At 73.2% G+C, this 24017-nt stretch carries 23 protein-coding genes; 9 read left to right on the forward strand and 14 right to left on the reverse strand.

From position 1 onward, the window contains the following. Positions 1 to 439: 439 nt before the first annotated feature. The gene (locus ACGFZF_RS11340; RefSeq protein WP_393553289.1) at positions 440 to 901 is read right to left on the reverse strand and encodes a hypothetical protein; all 462 of its coding nucleotides are present in this window, start codon (positions 899 to 901) and stop codon (positions 440 to 442) included. Between the two features lie 1136 nt (positions 902 to 2037). Here ACGFZF_RS11340 and ACGFZF_RS11345 point away from each other — a divergent pair. Further along, positions 2038 to 2460, forward strand: a complete 423-nt coding sequence (locus ACGFZF_RS11345; protein WP_393553291.1) for a hypothetical protein — start codon at positions 2038 to 2040, stop codon at positions 2458 to 2460. Here the strand turns inward: ACGFZF_RS11345 and ACGFZF_RS11350 are convergent. Next, positions 2450 to 3259, reverse strand: coding sequence for a helix-turn-helix domain-containing protein (locus tag ACGFZF_RS11350; RefSeq protein ID WP_393553293.1), 810 nt, complete (start codon positions 3257 to 3259; stop codon positions 2450 to 2452). The two genes, ACGFZF_RS11345 and ACGFZF_RS11350, sit on opposite strands and share 11 nt — an antisense overlap. A gap of 209 nt (positions 3260 to 3468) precedes the next feature. Here ACGFZF_RS11350 and ACGFZF_RS11355 point away from each other — a divergent pair, with 209 nt between their 5' ends. Both ACGFZF_RS11355 and ACGFZF_RS11360 read left to right on the forward strand, forming a co-directional pair. Next, on the forward strand, positions 3469 to 3771 hold the full coding sequence (locus ACGFZF_RS11355) for a 4a-hydroxytetrahydrobiopterin dehydratase (protein WP_147976635.1): 303 nt from the start codon (positions 3469 to 3471) through the stop codon (positions 3769 to 3771). 149 nt (positions 3772 to 3920) lie between these two features. Then, positions 3921 to 4676 (forward strand): class I SAM-dependent methyltransferase, encoded by a 756-nt coding sequence (locus ACGFZF_RS11360; protein WP_393553296.1) that lies wholly within the window; start codon positions 3921 to 3923, stop codon positions 4674 to 4676. On the opposite strand, the gene ACGFZF_RS11365 is transcribed toward ACGFZF_RS11360, so the two are convergent. Together ACGFZF_RS11365 and ACGFZF_RS11370 are read right to left on the reverse strand one after the other, a co-directional pair. Continuing rightward, positions 4654 to 5124, reverse strand: a complete 471-nt coding sequence (locus ACGFZF_RS11365) for a hypothetical protein (RefSeq protein WP_393553298.1) — start codon at positions 5122 to 5124, stop codon at positions 4654 to 4656. The two genes, ACGFZF_RS11360 and ACGFZF_RS11365, sit on opposite strands and share 23 nt — an antisense overlap. Next, complete coding sequence (locus ACGFZF_RS11370) at positions 5121 to 5600, reverse strand: hypothetical protein (protein ID WP_393553300.1); 480 nt, start codon at positions 5598 to 5600, stop codon at positions 5121 to 5123. The genes ACGFZF_RS11365 and ACGFZF_RS11370 overlap by 4 nt, the downstream gene beginning before the upstream one ends. A gap of 39 nt (positions 5601 to 5639) precedes the next feature. On the opposite strand from ACGFZF_RS11370, the gene ACGFZF_RS11375 reads away from it, so the two are divergent. Then, the gene (locus ACGFZF_RS11375) at positions 5640 to 6626 is read left to right on the forward strand and encodes a helix-turn-helix transcriptional regulator (protein ID WP_393553302.1); all 987 of its coding nucleotides are present in this window, start codon (positions 5640 to 5642) and stop codon (positions 6624 to 6626) included. Positions 6627 to 6724: 98 nt separating this feature from the next. Here ACGFZF_RS11375 and ACGFZF_RS11380 read toward each other — a convergent pair whose 3' ends face one another. Continuing rightward, positions 6725 to 7576, reverse strand: a complete 852-nt coding sequence (locus ACGFZF_RS11380; protein WP_393553304.1) for an NmrA family transcriptional regulator — start codon at positions 7574 to 7576, stop codon at positions 6725 to 6727. Between the two features lie 133 nt (positions 7577 to 7709). Between ACGFZF_RS11380 and ACGFZF_RS11385 the strand changes: the two genes are divergently transcribed. Together ACGFZF_RS11385 and ACGFZF_RS11390 are read left to right on the forward strand one after the other, a co-directional pair. Then, on the forward strand, positions 7710 to 8642 hold the full coding sequence (locus ACGFZF_RS11385) for an AraC family transcriptional regulator (RefSeq protein ID WP_393553306.1): 933 nt from the start codon (positions 7710 to 7712) through the stop codon (positions 8640 to 8642). A 76-nt stretch (positions 8643 to 8718) separates the two neighbouring features. Further along, positions 8719 to 9732 carry a class I SAM-dependent methyltransferase gene (locus tag ACGFZF_RS11390; protein WP_393553308.1) on the forward strand — a complete coding sequence of 338 codons (1014 nt, stop codon included), beginning with the start codon at positions 8719 to 8721 and terminating at the stop codon, positions 9730 to 9732. Positions 9733 to 9817: 85 nt separating this feature from the next. Here ACGFZF_RS11390 and ACGFZF_RS11395 read toward each other — a convergent pair whose 3' ends face one another. The 8 genes from ACGFZF_RS11395 to ACGFZF_RS11430 form a co-directional block, all read right to left on the reverse strand. Then, positions 9818 to 10282 (reverse strand): RICIN domain-containing protein, encoded by a 465-nt coding sequence (locus ACGFZF_RS11395; RefSeq protein ID WP_393553310.1) that lies wholly within the window; start codon positions 10280 to 10282, stop codon positions 9818 to 9820. Further along, the gene (locus ACGFZF_RS11400) at positions 10279 to 11334 is read right to left on the reverse strand and encodes a GlxA family transcriptional regulator (protein WP_393553312.1); all 1056 of its coding nucleotides are present in this window, start codon (positions 11332 to 11334) and stop codon (positions 10279 to 10281) included. The genes ACGFZF_RS11395 and ACGFZF_RS11400 overlap by 4 nt, the downstream gene beginning before the upstream one ends. Before the next feature lie 142 nt (positions 11335 to 11476). Next, positions 11477 to 12271, reverse strand: coding sequence for an aldo/keto reductase (locus ACGFZF_RS11405; protein WP_393553731.1), 795 nt, complete (start codon positions 12269 to 12271; stop codon positions 11477 to 11479). A gap of 91 nt (positions 12272 to 12362) precedes the next feature. Next, positions 12363 to 13124, reverse strand: coding sequence for an ABC transporter ATP-binding protein (locus tag ACGFZF_RS11410; RefSeq protein WP_393553315.1), 762 nt, complete (start codon positions 13122 to 13124; stop codon positions 12363 to 12365). After that, complete coding sequence (locus tag ACGFZF_RS11415) at positions 13121 to 15862, reverse strand: ATP-binding cassette domain-containing protein (RefSeq protein WP_393553317.1); 2742 nt, start codon at positions 15860 to 15862, stop codon at positions 13121 to 13123. The genes ACGFZF_RS11410 and ACGFZF_RS11415 overlap by 4 nt, the downstream gene beginning before the upstream one ends. A gap of 12 nt (positions 15863 to 15874) precedes the next feature. Further along, entirely contained in the window at positions 15875 to 17155 is a 1281-nt protein-coding gene (locus ACGFZF_RS11420; protein WP_393553319.1) for an ABC transporter substrate-binding protein, read from the reverse strand. 112 nt (positions 17156 to 17267) lie between these two features. Beyond that, positions 17268 to 19097, reverse strand: coding sequence for an AMP-dependent synthetase/ligase (locus ACGFZF_RS11425; RefSeq protein ID WP_393553321.1), 1830 nt, complete (start codon positions 19095 to 19097; stop codon positions 17268 to 17270). 313 nt (positions 19098 to 19410) lie between these two features. Continuing rightward, on the reverse strand, positions 19411 to 20277 hold the full coding sequence (locus ACGFZF_RS11430; RefSeq protein ID WP_393553323.1) for a LysR substrate-binding domain-containing protein: 867 nt from the start codon (positions 20275 to 20277) through the stop codon (positions 19411 to 19413). Positions 20278 to 20517: 240 nt separating this feature from the next. Between ACGFZF_RS11430 and ACGFZF_RS11435 the strand changes: the two genes are divergently transcribed. From ACGFZF_RS11435 to ACGFZF_RS11445, 3 genes are all read left to right on the forward strand, one after another. Next, positions 20518 to 21561 carry a bile acid:sodium symporter family protein gene (locus ACGFZF_RS11435; RefSeq protein ID WP_393553325.1) on the forward strand — a complete coding sequence of 348 codons (1044 nt, stop codon included), beginning with the start codon at positions 20518 to 20520 and terminating at the stop codon, positions 21559 to 21561. 172 nt (positions 21562 to 21733) lie between these two features. Continuing rightward, positions 21734 to 22258: an isochorismatase family protein gene (locus ACGFZF_RS11440; protein ID WP_393553327.1), complete on the forward strand. Its 525-nt coding sequence runs from the start codon at positions 21734 to 21736 to the stop codon at positions 22256 to 22258. Continuing rightward, entirely contained in the window at positions 22255 to 22656 is a 402-nt protein-coding gene (locus tag ACGFZF_RS11445) for a (2Fe-2S) ferredoxin domain-containing protein (RefSeq protein ID WP_393553329.1), read from the forward strand. The genes ACGFZF_RS11440 and ACGFZF_RS11445 overlap by 4 nt, the downstream gene beginning before the upstream one ends. A 283-nt stretch (positions 22657 to 22939) precedes the next feature. Here the strand turns inward: ACGFZF_RS11445 and fdhD are convergent, their stop codons facing one another. Further along, positions 22940 to 23788 (reverse strand): formate dehydrogenase accessory sulfurtransferase FdhD, encoded by an 849-nt coding sequence (gene fdhD / locus ACGFZF_RS11450; protein ID WP_393553331.1) that lies wholly within the window; start codon positions 23786 to 23788, stop codon positions 22940 to 22942. Positions 23789 to 24017 lie beyond the last annotated feature (229 nt).

Here is a 24017-nt window from a genome sequence, read left to right on the forward strand (position 1 = left end):
CTGCACCGTCCCCCCGGCTCTGACAGCAGTGTGCATCAGCGGGTCGTTGTGCCCTGCCCGTGCTCGTCCGGCCGGGAGACGACAAGGAACACTGGTCGCCGGCAGAAAAGCGCACGAGAACAACCCCTGACCGGCTTGGCTGTTCAGGGGCCGTTCACCTGCGGCATGGGTGTGGGATTTGCACCCACCGTGACGCGCTATGACGGTTCTCAAGACCGTTCCCTTGCGTCGCTCGGGCAACCCACCTCGCACCGGCTCGCCAGTGGCGGAGCGGGTGCAGCGTACCGGCCTCGCGCGGGGGGAGGGGTTCGTGGTCGAACACAGGGGCCATTGGCTCTGACTTTGCCCGGCGGCGACGCCGCCTCGCTCAGCACCCGATAACAGTCCGAGTCAGGCGTGGGGAAGCCTTGCTCTGTCCCCGGCTCCGAGCACCTGGAGGTTATGCGCGACTGCAAGCCGGATCCACAAACTGCCATCCTCCGAGTTTCTTGAATGCGATATAAGCGATTCGACTGTTCTCTTTCGCGTCCAATATGCCCCCCACCCGGCCGCCTAGGTCATCAAAAACATCCCTCCTGAGCTGGAAAAGTCCGTAGAAGCGCCCTGTGTGATCAATCACCCTCGGGTTCAGGTTGGATTCACAGTCGGCAACCCTGACCGCCTTGGCGTCATTCTGGGTACCCTTGAATTCGGCCTTGATGATCTCTATCATTTCAGCCCTACTTGCTACGCCCGCCGCCCTTTCAGTGACGATGTTTGAGCCTAAGGATGCTTCACTGGCCACTTTCTTGGCGGCAAGCGACGGGGCGGCGCTCGTCGAACCGGCAGGCATCCATAGCAGTGTGGCGGTGAGGGTGCCGACAATAATTGAAGCCTTTGTTGCGGTTGAATGGCAGCGCATGCTTACTCCTACCGGTAGGCGAGAATGGCTATCGGGAGTATGGCATGCGCGTTGTTCAGATAGCTACCCCCTCGCTTCATCAACTACCCATGCGCCACAGCGACTTCACCGCACCTCTATTTCATTTACCATCTCGGCGCGCCGTGTTGCCGTCAAGACGCGGACACGCTACCGATCCGCGTAGCGTGACGGCAATTTCAGGGAGTAGATCCACAACTCACGCGGACAAGTCGATCCGGTAGATCGTTTGGCTTCAGAAGCTGAGCGCGAGGGTGGAGGGGAGGCGATCGCGTCGGTCAGGCGCCGATCCATGAGGAGATCGAGGCGTGCCGGCAGTACTGCCTCTGGATCCCGCACATTCCGATGCTTGTCTTTCAACGAGGTCATCGCAGGTAATCCGTGGCCGCCGAGCTTGATGCCCAGGATGACGGGCTAGCCACGACGCTCCCGCAGTGGCAGGGACCTGGAGTCCTTCACACGCTATGACGGACACGGGCAGCGTGGACTATCGCGGGCCGCAACGGGATCAACCCACCCGAGTGCGGAGGGTGCAACGCCACAGTCAGTACCGATCGGCTGACATGCGTTGACGTTTGCCGCCAGCCGAATACACGCCCCGCCGACCATGGCTGGGGGTCTTCACGCCACATGGATGCCCTGGGCGCTGCCTGCGGGCCGTCCGAGGGCCGCCGGAGGCTTCCGATGCCCACCACAGGCCACCGGTCGAGAGTCGCTCTCACGTCAAACGTTCTGGAAGAGGCCAGGCGGCGTTGGCAGTGGGCGCCCAGCGCAAGAATCGGGAGCGGGCGGTCCACGGGAGGCGCGGCGTCTTGAGGCGCCGAGTTGGCGAGCGTCCCTGCCACAGTGGCCCACCGAGTCGGACTGGGGGAGCTACGCGGGGAGCCACGCCATGCGACGCACAGAGGGCGTCGGGGAATCGACGACCGCCGTGGCCTCCCGACCCGCGGGGGAGCGGCCCACCCGTCGTGGCCGCACGAGGCCCCCATTACCCCCGACGTAATCGACCCGCCTCCCCCCGCCCGGCATTCTCGTGGTCACCGGGACTCGGGCGGCGCACTCCGGCCGAGTCCCGGGCTCGTCGTCAGTGCCAACGTCCCCGTGGAGGGTGATCCGTCATGTCCCAGGCCCTGTTCACCGGTCTTGCCCGTACCTCTCGGCCGCAGGTCGCGGTGCGGCGGTTTCTCGCCCTCGACGCCGTCGTCACCGGCGGGAACGGGCTCGCCTACGTCGCCGCCTCCGGGCCGCTCGGGGAGCTGCTCGGGATCGGGTCCCGGCTGCTGTTCGGGCTCGGGCTCTTCCTCACCGCCTTCGCCGCCGGAGTCGCCTGGCTCGCGAGCCGGCGCCGGCCGCCGGCCCTCGGGGTCAAGCTCGTCGTCGACGCCAACGTCCTGTGGGCCGCCCTGAGCCTCGTCGCCCTCGTCGGCTGGCTGGAGCCCGGCACCGCCGGACTGGTGTGGGTCCCGATGCAGGCCGCCACCGTCGCCGGCTTCGCCGCGCTCCAGTGGACGGCCCTGCGCGCCGCCTCCGCTACTCCTTGAGGGTCCGCAGATACGCGACCGTCGCGGGGTCGGCCGGGAGGAACGTCTCGATGGCCAGCTCGGCGACCGTCACGTCCATCGGAGTGTTGAACGTCGAGATCGACGAGACGAAGGACAGCACCCGTCCGTCGTGCTCGATCCGCATCGGCAGCGCGAAGTACGGATAGGGCTGCGGGTCCTCCCGGTCCGCCCCGCCTCCCGGGCCCGCCGGCAGGGGGTACCCGGCGACCTCCTCGTACAGCTCCCGCAGCGACTCCGAGCGGGCCAGCCCGATCTGACGCTCCATCTGGGCCAGCAGGTGCCCCCGCCACTCCCGCAGGTTGAGGATCCGCGGCGCCAGCCCCTCCGGGTGCAGCGTGATCCGCATCGCGTTCATCGGCGGGGTCAGCAGGTGCTCGGGAAGCCCCTCCATCAGCATGCCGATGCCGCGGTTCGCCGCCACCACCGTGTACGCGCCGTCCACGACGAGCGCCGGATACGGGTCGTACCCCGCAAGCAGCTGCTCGATGCCCTCCCGCAGCGCCTCCAGCCGCGGCTCGTCGAGCGTCGACTCGGCGTACCGCGGCGCGTAACCCGCCGCGAGCAGAAGGGTGTTGCGCTCCCGCATCGGCACGTCCAGGTGCTCGGCCAGGCGCAGGATCATCTCCTCGCTCGGCCGGGACCGGCCCGTCTCGACGAAGGAGATGTGGCGGGCCGAGGAGTCGGCCCGCAGTGCCAGCTCCAGCTGGCTCAGCCGCCGCTGCTCGCGCCAGCCGCGCAGCAGCGGCCCCACTCCCGTGTCCGTGGCGACAGTCGTCATGGGGAGAACGTAACCCAGGCGCTGCGCCGATCGGGCTTCGCCCATGTGTTGACCCGGAGGCGGGGGCCGGAGACCGTATCGTCACCGTCATCGTCCGTACGGCGCCGTCACCGCGGCGCCGTCACCGTCGACCGGGTCGTCGCCGTCGTCACGCCGTTGTCGTCGTCGGCCGTGGCCCTGGTCGTCACCCGACCGGAGGGAGTCCGCGCATGCCCACGGAGCCGCTGTCGCAGAAGGAGATCGAGGACCGGCTGCGGGAACTCCCCGGCTGGTCCCTGGCCGGTGACCGCATCGAGCGCCGCTACCGGCTCGGCGACCACTTCGCCGCCACCGCTCTTGTCGTCCATGTCGCCCAGATCCAGCAGGAGTTGAACCATCACTCGGATCTGACGCTCGGTTACGACAGCGTAGCGGTCTCCGTGAACACGCACAGCGCCGGCGGCATCACCGACAAGGACTTCGAACTCGCCGCCCGCGTGGAGGGCGTCGCGCCGGGCCACGGCGCCAGCTGACGCACCGCCCGCACCGTCCGGCCGCGCCCGTCCGCCCGCACGTTCACCGCGTCTGCGGGCACCGTGCGTACGTGGCCGCGTGCGTACGAGGTGCGGGTACGCGCGCACGCCCGGCCCACGGCCGGACGTGTGCGCGTACCCTCTGCGGGATGACGCAGACCCTGCTCGACTACGACGCCGAGGCCGGCCGCTACGACGCGACCCGCGGCGGAGTACCCCGCGCCCGGGCGGCCGCCGACGCCGTGCTGAGCTTGGTCCCGCCCGGGGCCCGCACCCTGCTGGACCTCGCGTGCGGGACCGGCCTGGTCACCGAGCGGCTGAACCGCCCCGGTCTGCGCGTGTACGGCGCCGACGCGTCCGCCGGCATGGCGCGCAAGGCGCACGAGCGCGTGCCCGGCGGGGTCGTGCTCGCCGACGCGCGGCGCCTCCCCATCCCGGACGCCTCGGTGGACGTGGTCAGCGCCGTCTGGCTGCTGCACCTCGTCCCCTTCGCCGACGCGATCGTCGCCGAGGCGGCCCGGGTCCTGCGCCCCGGCGGCGCGCTGATCGTCACCGTCGACAAGGACGCCGCCCACGACGTCGGCAGCGACGTCGACCGTGTCCTCGGCCCGTACCGCAATCACGAGCGGAGCATGGACCGGGCCGACCGGGTGACCGCGGACGCCGCCGCCCACGGCCTCGACCCGGCCGGCGAGACCCGCTTCACCGGCCACGGCCAGGGCAGCACCCCTCGGCGCGTGGCCGGGAACCTGCGCCGCGGCCACTACGCGTCGTGGTTCCGCGGCGACACCGCGACCGTCGGCGCGCTCTGTGCGGCGCTCGCCGACCTGCCGGACCAGGACCGCCCCCGTGACGACCCCGAGTACCGGCTGGTCTCCTACCTCAGGCGCGGCCCGCGCGGCTGAACTCCATCACCCAGTTGGTCACCCACTCCCCGCCGTCCGGGGCGAACGCCTGCTCCCACCGGGCCGTACGGGCCGAGATGCCCGACCAGCGGAAGCGGACCCGCACGTCCTTCCCGGCGTAGTGGTCCTCGCCGTGGAACGCGCCCGTGCCGTCCTCGGCGAACCGGCCCCTGACCGGCGGGTCGAGACGTCCCGTGCGGCTGCTGGACCAGTTCAGCGTCCATTCGCCGGTCTCCGGCTCGTACAGCCGCAGCGTCAGACCGCTGAACCCCTTCGACGGGAAGACGATCTCGTCGACGTGCGCCCGGCCGTCCCGGAAGAGCCGTCCCGTGGTGTGTCCCTCGAACTCCTCCCAGCCGCTGTCCGGGTCGAGGAAGTCGTGGAGGCGGCGGTTGTGGACGAGCCAGTCGCCGACGAGGAAGGCGAAGCCGTCGCCGGTGGCCCTCACGGGCGGTCTCCCGTCGTGCCGGCGGGCAGGGAGTCGAGCACGTACCCGTCGAGGTCGGGGGCGTCCGGCGCCAGCATGTGCCGTACCCAGGCGTCCCGTTCGTGCAGGACCGGGGGAAGTTCCCAGACACAGCCGATCCACGGCCGGCCGGTCGGCACGAAGTGCGTCGGGTCGGTGTCCGGGCAGTCCAGGGCCGGCTGCCCGGCCGCCGCGCCGGCGAAGTGCAGGACGTTGTCCCACACCCAGCTGTACACGTTGAGGTAGGCCCCGCTGTCACCGCCGCGGTGCAGCACCACGAAGGTGGCCGGCGGGGTGCCGTCCGGCGCGGGCAGCAGCTCGGGCAGCAGCGCGTACGCCGCCTTCTCGATCCCGGGCTCGATGCCGGCGGGGTCGGCGGTGACGTGGTAGCGCTTGACACGACGGCCGGACACCTCGACCGGCGGCGGAACGAAGAGCAGTTTCTCGCTGAAAGCCATGGCTGGACTGTAGGGACCCTTCACTGACACCTTGTGTCAGTGAAGTCCAGCCGACTCATCTCGCTCCTGCTGCTGCTCCAGACCCGGGGCCGGATGACCGCCGCCCAGCTCGCCGAGCAGCTCGAGGTGTCCGTACGGACCGTCTACCGCGACATCGAGTCGCTGCACGCCGCCGGGGTGCCGCTCTACGGCGACGCCGGCCACAGCGGCGGCTACCGGCTCCTGGCCGGCCACCGCACCCGCCTCACCGACCTGTACGCCGGGGAGGCGGAAGCCCTCTTCCTGGCCGGTGTCCCGGGGGCGGCGGACGAACTCGGCCTCGGCTCCCGCTTCGTGGACGCGCAGCTCAAGCTGCGCGCCGCGCTCCCGGCACCCCTGCGGGAGCATGTCGACCGGCTGCGGACACGGTTCCACATCGACGCACCGAGCTGGTACGCCGAGGACACCGGGACGCCCTTCCTGACGGAGGTCGCCGACGCGGTGCGCCGGGGACGGGTCCTGCGGGTCCGGTACCGCCGCTGGAAGGAGCCGACGGACGTCGACCGGCGCCTGGAGCCCTACGGTCTGGTGCTCAAGGCCGGCCGCTGGTACCTGGTCGCCGGGCCGGGCCCGCGCACCTACCGCGTCGACCAGATCCTCGAACTCGTCCTGGACGAGGCGGAGTCCGTCATCCCGGAGGGGTTCGACCTGCCCGCGTACTGGCGGGAGTACCAGGCGGGCTTCCGGGAGCGGCTCCACCAGGGCGAGGCGGTGGTGCGGCTCACCGTGGAGGGCGGCGGACGTCTCACGGGGCCGGCGGCCCGCGCGTGGGCCGAGACCCGCACCCCGGAGCCGGACGGCTGGACCCGGGCCACCCTCCCGATCGAGTCCCTCGCCCACGCTCACGACACCTTCCTCGCCCTGGGCGCCGACGTGGAGGTCCTGGAGCCCGCCGCACTCCGGGCCCGTCTCACCGCGACCGTCACGGCGCTGGCGGCCCGGTACGCCACCCCTCCGGGGCAGGCCGCGGAGTCCGCGGGAACCTGACCGGGGCCGGAGCCGGGGCGGGCGCGGCCACCCGTGTTCCGCGCACCCCGGGCCCGGGGTGCCGGCCCGCACCGGGGGCGTCCGCGGCATCCGGCGGCTCAGGCGTCCCACGCCCCGGCCGCGAAAGCGGTGAAGTCGCGCGGCTCGCGGCCCAGCACCCGCTTCACCCCGTCCGTCACCGTGGCGTTGTGGCCGTCGAGGAGCATCGCGAAGAGGCCCGAGAGCCACTGCGCCTCGGGCTCCGGGAGCCCGAACCGCACCAGCAGGCCGGCGTACTCGGCCTCGCTCATCGGCACGTACGCCACCGGCCGACCCGACGCCCGGGAGATCTCGGCGGCCACCTCGGCGAAGGTCAGCAGCCGCGGCCCCGTCACCTCGTGGACCAGGCCCGCGTGACCGTCGCGCGTCAGGGTCTCGACGATCACGTCGGCCAGGTCGTCGGCGTCGATGAACGGCTCGGCCGTGTCACCCGCCGGGAAGGCCAGCGTCCCGGCCGCCACACCGCCGGCCATCGCGCCCTCGTCGAAGTTCTGGGCGAAGAACGAGGCCCGTACGACGCTGAGTTCGGTGACCGCGGCGCGCAGGGCCTCCTCCGCGTGGACCGCCTCGGGCTCACCTCGCCCGGAGAGCAGCGTCAGCCGCCGTACCCCGGCGTCCGCGGCCAGCCGGCCGAAGTGCTCCATCGCCGCGACCGCACCGGGAGCGGCGAGGTCCGGGTAGTAGTTCACGTACGCGGCGTCCGCGCCCCGCAGGGCCGGGGCCCAGGTGCCCGTGTCCTCCCAGTCGAAGCGGACCGTGCCCGAGCGGGACCCGGCCCGTACGGCCGCCCCGCGCGCCCGGAGCCGCTCGGCCACGCGGCGTCCTGTCTTGCCGGTGGCGCTCGTGACCAGGATCGTCCGCGCCGCCGGAGTCGTCCGCGTGCTGTTCGTGTCGTTCGTGTGCGTCGTCATGCCTCCAGACTCGCGTCCGGCGGGCCCGCTTCCCATGCTCCGGAGACTCACTCCCATACGCCGTCGTCCCACCCGGTCCCGGATCCCGCGCGGACGCCCGGTCGACGGGGCGGCGCCCTTAGGCTTGCGCCCCATGGACGCACTCGCCGGACTTCTCGACGGGCCTCGGGCCAAAGGCGCCTTCCTGCTGCGGATGATCATGGAGCCGCCGTGGTCCGTGCGGATCGAGGACCGTGCGCCGCTCTGCCTCATGTGCGTCACCGAGGGCGAGGCGTGGATCGTGCCCGCCGAGGGCGACGCCGTCCGCCTGCGGCCCGGCGACATCGCCGTCGCCCGCGGCCCGGAGCCGTACACCGTCGCCCACGAGCCGGGCGCCGCGCCGACCGCGACGATCGGACCCGGCGGCGTCTGCACCACGCTGAGCGGCGAGCCGCTCTCGGAGTCCATGCGGCTCGGCGTGCGGACCTGGGGCAACTCCCCGGACGGGGCGCACACCATGCTCGTGGGCACCTACCAGATGGACGGGGAGGTCAGCCGGCGGCTCCTCGACGCGCTGCCGCCCCTGCTGCACCTGCCCGCGGAGGTGTGGAGCTGCCCGCTGATGCCCTTCCTCGACGAGGAGATCTCCCGCGACGAACCCGGCCAGAGCGTCGTCCTGGACCGGGTCCTGGACCTGCTCCTGATCGCCGCCGTCCGGGCCTGGTTCGCCCGGCCCGGCGCCGAGCCCCCGGCCTGGTACAACGCGATGGCCGACCCCGTGGTGGGGCGGGCGCTGCGACTCCTGCAGAACGATCCGGCCCGTCCCTGGACCGTGGCCTCGCTCGCCGGCGCGGCCGGGGTGTCGCGGGCCGCGCTGGCCCGGCGGTTCACCGGGCTGGTGGGGGAGCCGCCGATGGCCTACCTCACGGGCTGGCGGCTCGCGCTCGCCGCCGACCTGCTGCGGGAGACCGACCTCACGGTCGAGTCGGTGGCCCGGCAGGTCGGCTACAGCAGCGCGTTCGCGCTCAGCGCCTCGTTCAAGCGGGTGCGGGGCGTCAGCCCGCAGGAGCACCGCACGCGGGTGTGAGCGGCCGCCGGTGACAGGACTTGCCGAAGCGGCAAGAATTCTGGCGCTTTCCGGCAGCTCGTCGGACCCTGGCCGCATGAGTCGACACGAGCACCAGACCGAGCGGTCCGAGCGCTGCCAGGAACCCGGCCACGTCCACGGCGAAGGCCACGAAGGTCACGGCGGGAAGCACGGCGCGGGTCACGAAGGCCAGGCCCAGGGCGCCGGCCACGCGCACGGCGCGGTCCACGGCCACCACCACGACAGCGCCCACATGCCGTGGGCCGAGATGGCCACGCACCTGGAGCGCCAGGCCGAGATCCAGAGCCCCGTCTACACCGCGGCCACCGCCTGGCTCGGCGAACTCGTGCCCGTCGCCGGAGTCCGCCGGATCCTGGACATCGGCAGCGGGCCCGGTGTCCTCACCGCGCTGCTCGCCGAGGCGTTCCCGGCCGCCGAGGTCGTCGCCGTCGACGGCACTCCGGAGCTCCTGGAGCGGGCCCGCGCCCGCGCCGAAGCCCACGGGCTGGGCGACCGCGTCTCCACCCTGCACGCCGAACTCCCCGACGCCATCGGCGAGCTGGGCGAGGCCGACCTGATCTGGGCCGGCAACTCCCTCCACCACATCGGCGACCAGGGCGCCGCCCTCGCCGCCTTCGCCGGACTGCTGCGCCCCGGCGGTCTGATGGTGCTGGTCGAGGGCGGACTGCCCGCCCGCCACCTGCCGTGGAACATCGGCATGGGCCGGCCCGGTCTGGAGGCGCGGATGGACGCGGTGATCGCGGACTCGTTCGGCGACATGCGGGCCTCGCTGCGGGACAGCAAGGACGAGGTGGACGACTGGCGCGGGCTGCTCGCCGGCGCCGGTCTCACGCCGAGCGGTACCCGGTCGTTCCTGGTCGACGCGCCGGCGCCGGTCGCGCCCGTCGTCCGGGACCTGGTCGTCGATGCCTTCGCCCGGCTGCGCGACGGGCAGGCGGAACGTCTCGCCGAGGACGACGTGAAGGTGCTCGACCGGCTGCTCGACCCGGCGGACCCGGAGTCCCTGCACCGGCGCGCGGACCTCTTCCACCTGGCCGCCCGCACCATCCACACCGCGATCAAGGGCTGACGCGGGCCCGGCGGGCTCGGTCCACCGTGTCCGCCGCCACCGCGGGGCGGGCCCGCCGACGCCGGGCGCGCCCCCCGCCGGCGGGTCAGGCCACCGGTTCCAGCCGCCACCACTGGGCGGGGGAGTCGGTGTCCTCCCACTGGCGTACGTTCCCGCCGTCGTCCGGCGAGGCGTCCTCGACCTCCAGCAGCAGGCCGCTGACGAAGCTGACCAGCGCGACGATGCCGGGCGACTGGAGGTCCTGCTCGATGATCCACTCCTGGGCGCCGAAGTTGTTCGCCCTCCACTGCTGGACGTTGGCGCCGTTCTCCGTCGAGGCGCCCGCGACGTCGAGCCGCTTGCCGCCCGCCACGTTCACCAGGTGGTAGAGCCCGCTGCCGTTGGGTACGGGGCTGATGTGCCAGTGCTGGGCCGGAGTGCCGTTCTCGGTGCCCTGCCGCACGTCGGCGCCGCTGCGGGTCGATCCGCCGTACACCTCCAGGAGCAGCCCGCTGGCCACGTTCCGCACCCGGTAGACGCCCTCGGCGACGGGCGGCGGAGACGCGCTCACCGTGCGAACTCCCGGTCCGGCGCCCGGGTGACGCCCGCCGCCGCGTGACCGGACGCGGTCAGGGTGGTGTCCGCCGTCCGGTGGAAGGCGCGCCGGTAGGCGGCGGGAGAGATCCCGACCAGGCTGCGCATGTGCTGGCGCAGGGAGTTGCCGCTGCCGAACCCGGTCCGGTCCGCGATGTGATCGACCGTCAGGTCGCTGGTCTCCAGCAACGTCTTCGCCAGCTCCACCCGTTGCGCCGTGAGCCACTGCCCCGGCGTGGTGCCCGCCTCGTCACGGAAGCGGCGCGTGAAGGTCCGTACGCTCATCCGGGCGTGCCCCGCCAGCTCGTTGAGGGTCAGCGGGCGGTCGAGCCGCTCCAGGGCCCACGCGCGGGTGGGCGCGGTGGTGGTGGCCGTCGGCTCCGGGACGGGGCGCTCGATGTACTGCGCCTGGCCGCCGTCCCGCCACGGCGGGACCACGCAGCTCCGGGCCACCTTGTTGGCGGTGGCGCTGCCGTGGTCCTTGCGGACCAGGTGCAGGCAGAGGTCGACGCCCGCGGCGGCGCCCGCCGAGGTGAGGACGTCGTCGTCGTCGACGAACAGCACGTCCTCGTCCAGCAGGACCTCCGGGAACAGCGACTGGAAGTGCGCGGCCTCCCACCAGTGGGTCGTGGCGCGGCGGCCGTCCAGGAGGCCGGCGGCGGCGAGCGCGTACGCGCCGGTGCAGATGGACACGACGCGGGTGCCCGGCCGGACCCGGCCCAGTGCCTCGGCCAGGACGGCGCCCAGCGAGCCCTCCTCGGCGAGGGTGCGCAGCTCGTGCGTCGGCGGGACGACGACGGTGTCCGCCCACGCGAGCTCCTCGGCTCCGTGCTCGGCGACGATCGCGTACCCGTCGGCGGTCCGGACGGGCCCGCCGTCCAGGGTGCAGACGCGCACGTCGTAGAGGGCGGAGCCGTCCTCGGCGACGGCGCAGCCGAAGATCCGGGACGGGATGCCCAGCTCGAAGGGGATCACGCCGTCCAGGGCGAGGACGGCGACCCGGTGGGGCGGTGGAACGGAAACGCTCATGGCCAGATTCTGTCACATCCGGATATCCAGCCAGATCCAGGCCGGTCCGGGTGGTCCGGGGCGGGGTCCCGCCGGGGCGTCGAAGGGGCGCGGCGCCGGCTGTACCGGGTCCGCGCCCCTCCGCACGTCTCGCGCGGGAGCCTCAGGCGCCGACGCTGAACTCGGCCGGGTCCGGCCCGAGCCGCCGGTTCTCGTCGAGGGCGGCGATCGCGGCCATGTCCTCGGCGTCCAGCTCGAAGCCGAAGACGTCGATGTTCTCGCGGATGCGGGCCGGGGTCACCGACTTCGGGATCACCACGTTCCCCGTCTGGAGGTGCCAGCGCAGTACCACCTGGGCCGGGGTGCGGTCGTGCTTCCGCGCGATCGCGACGATCGCCGGCACCTCGAGGAGGCCCTTGCCCTGACCCAGCGGAGACCAGGCCTCGGTGGCGATCCCGTGGCGGGCGTGCGCCGCACGGGACTCCTGCTGCTGCAGATGCGGGTGGAGCTCGATCTGGTTGACCGCGGGCACGACCGAGGTCTCGCCGATCAGTCGATCCAGGTGCTCCGGGAGGAAGTTGGACACGCCGATCGCCTTGGCCCGGCCGTCGGCGTGGATCTTCTCGAAGGCCCGGTACGTGTCGACGTAGGCGTCCTTGGCCGGCAGCGGCCAGTGGATCAGGTAGAGGTCGACGTAGTCCAGCCCCAGCTTGTCGAGGGAGGCGTCGAAGGCACGCAGGGTCGAGTCGTAGCCCTGCTCGCTGTTCCACAGCTTGGTGGTCACGAACAGCTCGCCACGGGCGATCCCCGAGCCGGTGAGGGCGCGGCCGGTGCCCTCCTCGTTGCCGTAGATCGCGGCGGTGTCGATGGAGCGGTAGCCGGCCTCCAGGGCCGTGGTCACGGCCTGCGTGGCCTCGTCGTCCGGCACCTGCCAGACGCCGAATCCGAGCTGCGGCATCTCCACGCCGTTGTTCAGAGTGAGGGAGGGGACCTTGTTGTCCGTGCTCACGAGGGGTCGATCCTAACGTCGTCGGGTGGTACTCCCAGGGTCAACGATTCCGTGGCCGTTCGCATTCCGTTCCGGGAAGACTCGAACCGAGATACGCCGCGCGGACGGCCGGGTCGGCGCGGACCTCGTCCGGCGGGCCCTCTGCCAGGACCCGGCCCAGATCGAGGACGACGACCCGCGCGCACAACTCCATGACGAAGGCCACGTCGTGCTCCACCAGCAGCACCGCGCAGCCCTCCGTATGCGCCGTCCGCCGGATCACGTCGGCGAGCCGGACCCGCTCCTCGGCCGTGGTGCCGGACGCCGGCTCGTCCAGGAGGAGCACGCGGGGCGGGTCGGCGAGGGCCCGCGCGAGCTCCGTCATGCGGGCCTGGCCGACGGGCAGCGTGCCCGCGTACTCGCCGGCCGCGGCGTCGAGCCCGCACGCGCGCAGCACGGAGGCGGCCCGTTCCCGGTGACCGTGCGCCCCGGACCGCCACTCCCGCGCGACGACCAGGTTCTCCTCGACCGTCAACTGGCCGAAGAGCTGGCGGCGTTGGAAAGTGCGCCGGACGCCGTGCCGGGCGCGCCAGACGGGCGAGCGGCGGGTGACGTCCCGGCCGTCGAGCAGTACCCGGCCGGCGTCCGGCCGCCGGATCCCGGACAGCACGTCGAACAACGTCGTCTTGCCCGCGCCGTTCGGCCCGATGAGGCCGCAGATCTCGCCGGGGCGGACGGACACGGACACCTCGTGCAGGGCCAGGACACCGCCGAAACGGACCCCGACCGCGGACGCCTCCAGCACCGGGGCGGGCTCGCTCATCGCCGCACCCCCCTTCCCAGATAGGCCTCGGCGAGCCGCTCGGGGTCCACCTCGTCCCGAGGCCCGGACCAGGTGACGCGGCCCTGCGCGAGGTACGCGACGCGGTCGGCGACACCGAGCACCCCGGCGGCCTTCTCCTCGACCAGGAGCAGTGCGGTGCCGCGGCCGCGGAGCTCGGTGAGGAGTCCGAGGACCTCCTCCGCGACACGCGGTGCGAGACCGAGGGACGGCTCGTCGGCGACGAGGAGGGCGGGCGGGCACTGGAGCAGCGGAGCGAGCGCGAGGAGCTGCTGCTCGCCGCCGGACAGACTGCCCGCGGGCACGGTGCGGCGGGCCGCGAGCGCGGGGAAGCGCTCGTACACGGCCTCCCGGTCGGCGCGGTCCGTCAGCTGCAGCGCCAGGTTCTCCTCGATGGACAGCCCGGCGAAGATCCCCCGGCCCTCGGGGGCCAGGCGCACGCCCCGCCGGGCCCGGGCGACGGGCGTGTCCGGGGCGGCGGGCCGGCCGAGCACGGCGACCTCGCCGCCGTCCGGCCGGACGACCCCGGCCGCCACCTGGCAGAGCGTCGACTTGCCGGCCCCGTTGGGCCCCAGCAGGACGAGCACCTCGCCGCGGCGCACCCGCAGGTCCACGCCCTGGAGCACCGCCACGCCGCCGTACCCGGCCCACACCCCGGTCAGCCTCAGCGCGTCGCCCGCCGCCTCGGCGCGCTCGTCGGACGGCCCCGGCCCGCCTTCCGCGCCGGCGACCGGTGGGGCGCCGGCCGGGCCGGACGGCGACGGCGCGGTGCCGGCCGCGAGCGCCGCCCTCGGCGCCGTCCGGGATCCGCGGCGCCGCGCCCGCGCCGCCCGGCGGGACGGCCAGGCCGCGCAGTAGCCGTCCGGGTCGTTCGCCAGCGCGAGCCCCGCCAGGCCGAAGAGGATCACCGGCAGGTGCGCCGAGGACGTGACGTACGTCGTCAGGACGTGCGGGGCCACCGCGAAGACCAGGCCCGCCACGACCGCGAACTGCGGTCGCCGGACGCCCGCCGCGACCACCACCGCCAGCCACACCAGCCCGGTCATCGCCGTGAAGTCCGTCGCCGTGATGCGGGTGTTGTACGAGGCGTACAGCACCCCGCCGAAGCCGGCGAGCCCCGCCGACACCGTGAAGACCAGCAGCTTCGTCCGTACCACCGACACGCCCACCGAGGCCGCGGCCTCCGGCGCCGAGCGGACCGCCAGCATCGCCCGGCCCCACCGGGAGTCCCGCAGCCGCGTCAGCAGCCACACCGCCGCCGCGCACAGCACCACCAGCGCGACCCCCATCGCGCGGTCGTCGCCGAGGTCCACCGGCCCGACGACCGGACGCGGGATCTCCCAGCCGGTGTCGCCGTTGCGCAGCCACCGGAACTGGAAGAGCACCTGGTCCGCCAGGAAGGCCAGGGCCAGCGTGGCCAGCGCCAGCGAGCGGCCGCCCAGCCGCAGCGCCGGCAGCGCGACCACCGCGCCCAGCAGCGCCGCCGCAAGCGTCCCGGCCGCCGCCGCGGCCGCGAAGGGCCAGCCGTGGCTCATCAGCAGCCCCGCCACCAGCGCCGCCCCTGTCACGAAGGTCGCCTGTGCCAGCGACACCATCGCGCCGAGACCGGTCACCACCGTGAACGACATGAACACCAGCCCGATCGCGAGACCCTGTGCCAGGGTCCCGCTCCAGAAGGGCGTGGTGACGGTGGAGAAGGCCGTGGCGAGCAGCGCGGCGGCCGCGGCCCACGGCCCCCACCTGCGGGCCCGGCCCCTGCCCGCCAGGTAGTCGACCGGCGGTGGATCGGCCGCCGTCGTCCCCGCCGCCCGCCGCCGCCGGGCGAGCACCACCAGCCCGCCGAAGAGGATCAGGAACGGCACCGCCGTACGGAAGCCGGTGACGCCCTCGGCGAAGGAGGCGTACCCGGCGACCAGGTTCTGCAGCACCCCGAGCCCCAGGCCGCCCGCGAACGCGAGCGGCACGGACGCGAAGCGCCCCAGCACGGCGGCCGTCGCGGAGACGAAAAGGAAGAGGGTGTAGTCGTGGGCCGACAGTCCGAGGAGCGGGGTCGCCAGCACGCCGGCCAGCCCCGCGAGCCCGGACGACAGCATCCAGGCGACCGAGGACAGCCGGTCCGCGTCGACGCCCCGCAGCTCCACGAGCGCGCGGTCGTCGACCGCGGCGCGCAGCCGGAGGCCCAGCCGGGTGTGCCGCAACAGCACCCACAGCGCGGTCGCCGTGCACGCCGTCGCGACCCAGGTGATCAGCTGGTCCGAGTCGATCCCGACGCCGTCCAGCGGCTGCCAGGACACGGCCGGGCTCGGCCCCACACCGGGGAGCCCGAACTGGTTCTCCGCCGGCAGGACCGGCGCCCCGGCCCGTTCCAGCAGCTCGACCACCCACAGTCCGGCCGCGGGAAGCGCGACGAGCAGGCCGATCGTGGCGACGATCTGCGCCGTCTCGCCGACCCGCGCGAGCTTGCGGAACATCAGGCGGTCCAGGCCCCGGCCGAGCGCCGGCGCGACGACGAGGACGAGCAGCAGCGCCGTCGGGACGGCCGGCCAGCCGAAACCGGAGTGGAGTTCGTAGTAGGCGAGCGCGCACAGGTAGGCGGTCGCCCCGTGCGCGAAGTTGAACAGGCCGGAGGCGGAGTACGACAGGACGAGCCCGGTGGCGAGCAGCGCGTACAGCGCGCCGGAGACCAGGCCGCTCAGCACGAAGCCCAGCAGGTCACCCATGGACGGCGCCGGCTACCGGAAGGGGATCGGCGGGTAGCACCGGAACGGCACCGCCACCTCGTACCGCCCGTTCCTCAGCCGCACCAGCGCGCCGCAGCCGAAGCTCTCCTTCTGGCCCTTGGGCTCCGCCCGGTCGCCGACCAGCGTGCCGGTGTCCGAGAAGCCGCCCGCGGCCCGCTGGAAGGACGCGGCGGTCAGCTCCTTGCCCGCGGCGGCCGCGATCGACAGGAAGAGATCGGCGGACATGTACCCCGTCATCATGTGCATGTTGAGAGGCGCGTCCTTGCCGCCGGCCGCCTTGCGGATGTCCGCCTTGAACTGCCGCATCGCGGGGCTGTCGGACTCGAACGGCTGGAACTGGAGCAGCACGTGCACCCCGTCCAGCGCCTGCCGGGTCGCGTCCTTGGCGAGCAGCCCGGGGTCGTAGTCCGTGGGGTCGGAGATGATCCCCCGGTAGCCGGACCGCTTGAGCGCGGTGAACAGGCCGATGTTGTACGGGGTCTGCATCACCGAGACGACCGCGTCGGGTGCCGTGCCGCCGGGACCGGAGCGGAGGATCTCCTTGGTGTAGGCGGACCAGTCGCTCGGCACCGAGGTCGCCGGCACGACCGCCTTCGCGTACGGGACGGCGAATCCGGCCGCCTTGAAGCCCTGGGTGAAGGTGCGGATGCCGAAGGTGCCGGCGTCGTTGTCCCCGGCGATCAGCGCGACCGACCGGCCCTTGGCCCCGCCGAGGACATGCGCGATCCCCTCCGGCCAGGTCTGGTTGAGGGTGCCGCCGGGGGTCGGGACGAGGCAGCCGTTGAAGCCGTAGATGTGCTTCGGGCCGCAGAAGGAGGGGAGCGTGCCCCAGCCGACGGTGGGCACCTGCTGCCCGTCGAGGAAATCGGCGCCGGAGAAGGTGACCGAGCTCATGGGGGAGACCGCGAAGACCTTGTCCTGCTGGACGAGCTTGCGGGCCGCGGCCAGGTTCCTCGCCGGGTCCTGGCCGTCGTCCTCGGCGCCGAGGTAGTCGATCCTGCGGCCGTTGACCCCGCCCTCGGCGTTCGCCCGGTCGTAGCGGGCCCGGGCGCCGAGGTCGGTGTCCTTCTTCGAGTAGCCGCTGGCACTCGTCATGGAGACGATGCCACCGACCTTGATCGAGTCGGCGGTCACTCCGCGTGCCGAGGCACCCGGCCGACCGTCGGAGGTGCCGGAGCCGCCCGATCCTCCGCCGGTGGAGGCGGAGTTGCACGCGGTGGCGAGGAGCAGGGCCGCTGCGGCGGCGGCGAGGGTGCGGATCGGTCGCGACACGGTCGGTCGTCCCTCCGTCGGGTGACCGCATTCTGTGACCGGCCTGATGAAGCGTCAATAACTGATGCACCGTCAATTGACGAACCATCAGAAATGTTCGCCGGAGCGGGACTCAGCCGTACAGCGCCTCGACCTCCGTCGCGTACGCCTTCTCGATCGCCTTCCGCTTCAGCTTCAGGGAAGGGGTGAGCAGGCCGTGCTCCTCGCTGAACGGATGCGCCAGGATCCGGAACGTACGGATGGACTCGGCCTGCGACACCAAGGTGTTGGCGGCCACCACCGCCCGCCTGATCTCGGTCTCCAGGCTCGGGTCGCGCACCAGATCCGCCGGGGACATCGGAGGCCGCCCCTGGATCGACAGCCAGTGCTCCACCGCCTCCTGATCCATCGTCACCAGTGCGGCGATGTACGGCCGGTCGTTGCCCACCACGATGCACTGCGCGATCAGCGGATGGGCGCGCACCCGCTCCTCCAGCCCGGTCGGCGACACGCTCTTGCCGCCCGAGGTCACCAGGATCTCCTTCTTCCGCCCGGTGATCGTCAGATAGCCGTCCTCGTCGAGCATCCCCAGGTCGCCCGTGGCGAGCCAGCCGTCGTTCAGCACGGCGGCGGTGGCCTGCGGGTGGTTCAGGTACCCCGAGAAGACGTGGCCGCCGTGCAGCCACACCTCCCCGTCCTCCGCGATGTGCACCGTCGTCCCCGGGACCGGCTGCCCCACCGTCCCGTACTTCGTCCGCTCAGGCGGGTTCGCCGTCGCCGCCGCCGAGGACTCCGTCAAGCCGTACCCCTCGAAGACGGTCACCCCGGCCCCCTCGAAGAACAGCCCGAGTCTCCGGTCCATCCCGGAGCCGCCCGACATCGCGTGCCGGACCCGGCCGCCCATCGCCTCCCGGACCTTGCCGTAGACCATCTTCTCGAAGAACTGGTGCTGCATCCGCAGCCCGGCCGACGGCCCGGGACCGAGGCCGAACGCCTTGTGCTCCAGCGCCTCCGCGTACTTGACCGCCACGTCGACGGCCTTGTCGTACGGGCCCGCCTTCCCGTCGGTCTCCGCCTTGCGGCGCGCCGCGTGGAAGACCTTCTCCAGGACGTAGGGGACGGCCAGGATGAACGTCGGCCGGAAGGAGGCGAGGTCCGGCAGCAGGGCGGCCGCGTTGAGCGCAGGCTGGTGCCCCAGCTTCACCCCGCCCCGGATCGCCGCGACCTCCACCATCCGCCCGAAGACGTGCGCCAGCGGGAGGAAGAGCAGCGTGGACGCCTCGTCGCCAGGCTTGGAGTGGAAGACCGGCTCCCAGCGTCCGATCAGCATGTCCGTCTCGAACATGAAGTTGGCGTGGGTGATCACGCAGCCCTTGGGGCGGCCGGTGGTGCCCGACGTGTAGATGACCGTGGCGACGGAGTCGGGAGTGACCGCCCGCCGGTGCCGGTGCACCACGTCCTCGTCGATCGCCGCTCCGGCCGCCACCAGCTCGGCGACCGCGCCGTCGCCCGAGTCCAGCTGCCACAGCCGCTGGAGCCGGGGCAGCCGGTCGATGACCGAGCCGATGGTCATGGCGTGGTCCTCGTGCTCCACGACGCACGCCGTGACCTCGGCGTCGTGCAGCATCCAGTAGACCTGGTCGGCGGAGGACGTCGGGTAGATCGGCACGGGCTGGGCGCCCAGGGTCCACAGGGCGAAGTCGAACAGGGTCCACTCGTAGCGGGTCCTCGACATGATGGCGACCCGGTCGCCGAACCGGACGCCGTGGGCGATCAGGCCCTTCGCGAGGGCGAGCACCTGGTCCCGGAACTGCGCGGACGTGACCTCACGCCACTGCCCCGCGGCGTCCTTCCGGCCGAGGGCGACGTGGTCCGGGTGTTCCTGGGCGTGGTCGAACACGGCGTCCGCCAGACCGCCGACCTGAGGCGCCGCCTCGACGGGCGGCACGGTGAACTCGCGCAATGACCTGCTCCTCGACCGCTCGTTGTCGCGCTCCGTACGGCGCGGGTGACGGTACCCCACCCGACTGCCGGGCGGGAGGGGCTTCACCAAGCCGGGACATTGGGCGTTGTCACAGGTCAGCGGCGCGGGAGCGGGCAAGTGGCGGCGGCCCTGGCCTCGTTACTGACTGTTCGGTAAGCAGCCTGGGCCCGAATCTCCACGGAATCTGTACCGAGCGCTCACTCGCCGTCCCGAGCCGGGGCGGAGCGGGGCCGGACGCGGCCGAACGGCGAGGTGGGGGCAGGGGCGGGGCGCTCGTCGGACCCGTCGGCGATCAGCGCGGTCGGTGCAGGCGGTCGCCGCCCGCCAGGATCGCCGCGGCCAGGGCGTCGGCCGCCTCCTGGGTCGCCCCGCGTCGCCGTCCCTTGCGCAGGACGAAGTCGACCTCCCCGAGATCCGGCAGCCCCGCCCGGGCCGGCACCGGCGTGAGCCCCGGCGGGACCAGGCCGCGGGTGTGGGCCATCACGCCGAGACCGGCGCGCGCCGCCGCGACCGTGCCGCTCAGGCTCGTACTCGTGCACACGATCCGCCAGGCGCGGCCCTGCGCCTCCAGCGCCTCGAGCGCCCGGGCGCGGGTGATGCCCGGCGGCGGGAAGACGATCAGCGGCACCGGGCGCTCCGGATCGAGACGCAGCTGCGGCGACCCGATCCAGATCAGGGCGTCCTGCCAGACCAGCTCGCCGCCGCTCTCCTCGGCCCGTCGCTTCGCCAGGATCAGATCCAGCCGACCGGCCTCCAGGCGGGCGTTCAGCGTCCCGGACAGCTCGACCGTCAGCTCCAGATCCACCTCGGGGTGCTCACGCCGGAACGACTCAAGGATCTCGGGCAGCCGCGTCACCACGAAGTCCTCCGAGGCCCCGAACCGCAACCGCCCCCGCAGCCGCGTCCCGGTGAAGAAGGCCGCGGCCCGCTCGTGGGCCTGCAGGATCGTCCGGGCGAAGCCGAGCATCGCCTCGCCGTCCTCGGTCAGCTCCACGCTGTGGGTGTCCCGGGTGAACAGAGGCCGGCCCGTGGCCTCCTCCAGCCGCCGGACGTGCTGGCTGACGGTCGACTGCCGCAGCCCGAGACGCCGTGCGGCCTGGGTGAAGCTCAGCGTCTGGGCGACCGCGAGGAAGGTGCGCAGCTGGGACGGTTCGTACACCCCCCGAGGCTACGGCGCCCCGTGCGCCACGGCCATCGCGAAACGTGATGACAGTCAGAGCGCTGTACGGGATTCCCGATCGCAGAAGCCCGGAGCAGGATGGGGAGGGTACGACTCGGCCCGGACGCGACGGCACCCCGCCGAGCCGGACGACCCCGTCCCGGCCGCGCCGGCCGTCGGGCCGGTGCGGCCGCCCAGGGGCGGCGCGACCCCGAACGAGCGAACAGAGCAGTGGAGCCCATGAGCCGCCGTACGACCCCCCTGCCGTCCTGGCTGCCCCTCGATCCGTACGTCCTGGCGCTGCTCGGCACGGTCGGCCTCGCGGCCCTGCTGCCCGCCTCGGGGGCGGCGGCGGACCTCGCGGAGGGCGCGTCGACGGCGGCGATCGCGCTGCTCTTCTTCCTCTACGGCGCCCGGCTGTCCACCCGCGAGGCACTCGACGGACTCCGGCACTGGCGGCTCCACCTGACCGTCCTCGGCGCCACCTTCCTGGTCTTCCCCCTGTTCGGCCTCGCCGCGCGGGGGCTCGTTCCGGCCGTTCTGACGCCCGCGCTGTACAGCGGGTTCCTCTTCCTGTGCCTGGTGCCCTCCACGATCCAGTCCTCGATCGCGTTCACCTCGATCGCCCGCGGCAACGTGCCGGCCGCGATCTGCGCGGGCTCCTTCTCCTCCCTCGCCGGCATCGTGCTGACCCCGCTGCTCGCCGCGGCCCTGCTCGGCGGCGACGCGGGCGGCTTCTCCGCGGACTCCCTGGCGCGGATCGTGCTCCAGCTGCTGGTCCCCTTCGTGGCCGGGCAGCTCCTGCGCCCGTGGGTGGGCGGATTCCTCGCCCGGCGCCGGAAGGTGCTCGGGTACGTCGACCGCGGTTCGATCCTGCTCGTCGTCTACACCGCCTTCAGCCAGGGCATGGTCGCCGGGATCTGGCACCAGGTCACCCCGGCCCGGCTGGGGCTGCTGCTGGCAGTCGAGGCCGTGCTGCTCGCGGTGATGCTGGCGCTGACCTGGTACGGGGCGAGGCGGCTCGGCTTCGGACGGGAGGACCGGATCGCCGTCCAGTTCGCCGGCTCGAAGAAGAGCCTGGCCGCGGGGCTGCCGATGGCGAGCGTGCTCTTCGGGGCCCACGCCTCGCTGGCCGTCCTGCCGCTGATGCTCTTCCACCAGATGCAGCTCATGGTCTGCGCGGTCATCGCGAAGCGCCGCTCCCGCGACCCCGAGGAGCCGGCCGCGGACCGCGGTACGGCCGAGGAGGCGGAACGGGCGACGGCGGTCCCGGGCCCGGCCTGACCGGTACGTCCGGACTCCGGTGCCGGGCGTCGCGGGCAGGACGTCGGCGGGATCGCGCACGGCCGGCATCGGACGGCTGGTCGTCGCCCCGGTGCCGGGCCTCGTGTCCGGCGTCGGCGGGATCACACACGGTCCGCGCCGCGATGATCAACGAGCCCGCTACGGTGCTCCCATGACCGCTCTCGATCCCCGCCGCGCGGCGCTCGTCCTCGTCGACCTGATGGAACGCATCGTCGCGCTGCCCCTCGCCCCCCGTGCCGGATCCGATGTCGTCACGGCCGCGACCCGGCTCGCCGACACCTTCCGGGCCGCCGGCGCACCCGTCGTCCACATCCGGGTCGAGCGTCCCCACGTCGACACCCAGCCCCCCGGCAGCGAGCTCGTGCCCTCCCTCGTCCACGAGGGCGACCACGTCGTCGTCAAGCGGACCATCGGCGGCTTCCAGGGCACCGGACTTCACGAACTCCTCGCCGAACGGTCCGTCTCCACCGTGGTGTTCGGCGGCATCGCCACCAACCTCGGCGTCGAGTCCACCGCCCGCGCCGCGGCCGACCTCGGCTACGACCTGGTCTTCGCCGAGGACGCCATGGCCGCGCTCACCGCCGACGAGCACCACGCGTCGGTCACGCTCGACTTCCCCCGCCTCGGCACCGTCGCCGAGAGCGCGGCGATCACCCTGGACGGGAAGCCGGAGTGAGCCCGATCCCGATACGTTACGGAGCCCGCCCCTGCTCCCTCGTCGTCTGCCGTGGCTGCTGCTGCGGCGACGCCCGCAAGAACCCCGGCGTCGACCACGCCGGCCAGCTCGCCCGGCTCCGCCGGGCCGCGGCCGAATCCGGCGGCCGGCTCGCGGTCCGCGTCAGCGACTGCCTCGGCCCCTGCGCCCAGGCCAACGTCGTGGTCGTCCAGCCGTCCACCGAGGGCCGGCGGCGCGGCGGCAGGGCCGCGTGGATCGGCTTCACCGCGGACGACGACTGCGTCGACGACATCCTCGCCTGGACGGCGGCGGGCGGCCCCGGCATCGCCGAGGCTCCGGCCACCCTCACCCTCCAGATGATCGACCCGCCGGCCGAGGCGAAGCGCCGCGCCCGCTGACGCGCCCGCCCGAGGGCGGCCACGCCGGGTCCGCCGACCGTCGCGGCCCGCACCCGGGGCGACGGTTCCGGACCCGGACACCGGTCGGATCAGGGGCCGAGCAGCTGCTGCGGGGACGCGACCGCGGCGAGCACCCCGCTGCCCGCCGCGGCCCCGTCCCGCACGGTGGCCGGCCACGCGCGGACCGCCCCTCGTCCAGGGGCCGTTCCATCGTCCGAGGGTCGCCCCTCGTCCAGGGGCCGTTCTTCGTCGCGGACCGCCCCTCGTCCAGGGGCGGGCTCCGTCAGTTCCGGGAGGCCGCCGCCCCGAGGACGATCCGGTGCTCGCCCGCGTACACGTTCATGTCGGCGCCGCGCAGGAAGCCCACCAGCGTCAGACCGGTCTCCGCCGCCAGGTCCACCGCCAGCGACGACGGCGCCGAGACCGCCGCGAGCACGGGGATGCCGGCCATCACCGCCTTCTGTGCCAGTTCGAACGAGGCCCGGCCGGAGACCAGCAGCACCGCCCGGTCCAGGGGCAGCAGATCCTCCCGCAGCGCGCGGCCCACGAGTTTGTCCACCGCGTTGTGGCGGCCCACGTCCTCGCGGACGTCGAGCAGTTCGCCGTCCTCGGAGAACAGCGCTGCCGCGTGCAGACCGCCGGTCCGGTCGAAGACCCGCTGCGCGGCCCGCAGCCGATCCGGGAGCAGGGACAGCAGCTCGGGCGTGAGACGGACCGGGGGAGTGTCGGCGATCGGGAACCGCGTCGTGGTCCGTACGGCGTCCAGGCTGGCCTTGCCGCACAGCCCGCACGACGACGTCGTGTAGACGTTCCGCTCCAGACTGATGTCCGGGACCGGGACACCGGGCGCCAGCTGCACGTCCACCACGTTGTACGTGTTCGTGCCGTCGTCCTTGGCGCCCGCGCAGTAGACGATGTTCCGGACCTCGGCGGCGGCGCCGAGCACCCCCTCGCTCACCAGGAACCCGGCGGCCAGGGCGAAGTCGTCGCCCGGCGTGCGCATGGTGATGGCGAGCGGCCGGCCGTTCAGCCGGATCTCCAGGGGCTCCTCGGCGACCAGGGTGTCGGGGCGCTCGTTCACGGCGCCGCCCCGGATCCGGATGACGCGTCGTCGTTCGGTGACCCGTCCCATGGTGCCTACACCCGATTCTGTACGTGCGGGAAACCCCGCGGCGGAGCCCTCCCTGGATCCGGCAGGATCGACGGGACCTCAGGGCGGCGCTGACCTCGACGCCCCATTGTCCTGCACCCCCGGGGAGGGGACGAACCGGGCCGTGGAGCGGGCCCGGGCGGGAGCCGGCCCGGGCAGCGCCCGCACGGCTGTTGTCACGGTCGCCCAACAGGTTCGGGTGAATCTTGGT

Origin of the sequence: Streptomyces sp. NPDC048338, from assembly GCF_043201055.1 — a bacterium.
Classification (GTDB): Bacteria; Actinomycetota; Actinomycetes; order Streptomycetales; family Streptomycetaceae; genus Streptomyces.

Excerpts from the sequence above, each read along its gene's own strand:
- ACGFZF_RS11340 (WP_393553289.1), bottom strand. The coding sequence starts at position 901 with ATGCGCTGCCATTCAACCGCAACAAAGGCTTCAATTATTGTCGGCACC.
- ACGFZF_RS11345 (WP_393553291.1), top strand. The coding sequence starts at position 2,038 with ATGTCCCAGGCCCTGTTCACCGGTCTTGCCCGTACCTCTCGGCCGCAG.
- ACGFZF_RS11350 (WP_393553293.1), bottom strand. The coding sequence starts at position 3,259 with ATGACGACTGTCGCCACGGACACGGGAGTGGGGCCGCTGCTGCGCGGC.
- ACGFZF_RS11355 (WP_147976635.1), top strand. The coding sequence starts at position 3,469 with ATGCCCACGGAGCCGCTGTCGCAGAAGGAGATCGAGGACCGGCTGCGG.
- ACGFZF_RS11360 (WP_393553296.1), top strand. The coding sequence starts at position 3,921 with ATGACGCAGACCCTGCTCGACTACGACGCCGAGGCCGGCCGCTACGAC.
- ACGFZF_RS11370 (WP_393553300.1), bottom strand. The coding sequence starts at position 5,600 with ATGGCTTTCAGCGAGAAACTGCTCTTCGTTCCGCCGCCGGTCGAGGTG.
- ACGFZF_RS11380 (WP_393553304.1), bottom strand. The coding sequence starts at position 7,576 with ATGACGACGCACACGAACGACACGAACAGCACGCGGACGACTCCGGCG.
- ACGFZF_RS11385 (WP_393553306.1), top strand. The coding sequence starts at position 7,710 with ATGGACGCACTCGCCGGACTTCTCGACGGGCCTCGGGCCAAAGGCGCC.
- ACGFZF_RS11390 (WP_393553308.1), top strand. The coding sequence starts at position 8,719 with ATGAGTCGACACGAGCACCAGACCGAGCGGTCCGAGCGCTGCCAGGAA.
- ACGFZF_RS11400 (WP_393553312.1), bottom strand. The coding sequence starts at position 11,334 with ATGAGCGTTTCCGTTCCACCGCCCCACCGGGTCGCCGTCCTCGCCCTG.
- ACGFZF_RS11405 (WP_393553731.1), bottom strand. The coding sequence starts at position 12,271 with ATGCCGCAGCTCGGATTCGGCGTCTGGCAGGTGCCGGACGACGAGGCC.
- ACGFZF_RS11410 (WP_393553315.1), bottom strand. The coding sequence starts at position 13,124 with ATGAGCGAGCCCGCCCCGGTGCTGGAGGCGTCCGCGGTCGGGGTCCGT.
- ACGFZF_RS11415 (WP_393553317.1), bottom strand. The coding sequence starts at position 15,862 with ATGGGTGACCTGCTGGGCTTCGTGCTGAGCGGCCTGGTCTCCGGCGCG.
- ACGFZF_RS11435 (WP_393553325.1), top strand. The coding sequence starts at position 20,518 with ATGAGCCGCCGTACGACCCCCCTGCCGTCCTGGCTGCCCCTCGATCCG.
- ACGFZF_RS11440 (WP_393553327.1), top strand. The coding sequence starts at position 21,734 with ATGACCGCTCTCGATCCCCGCCGCGCGGCGCTCGTCCTCGTCGACCTG.
- fdhD (WP_393553331.1), bottom strand. The coding sequence starts at position 23,788 with ATGGGACGGGTCACCGAACGACGACGCGTCATCCGGATCCGGGGCGGC.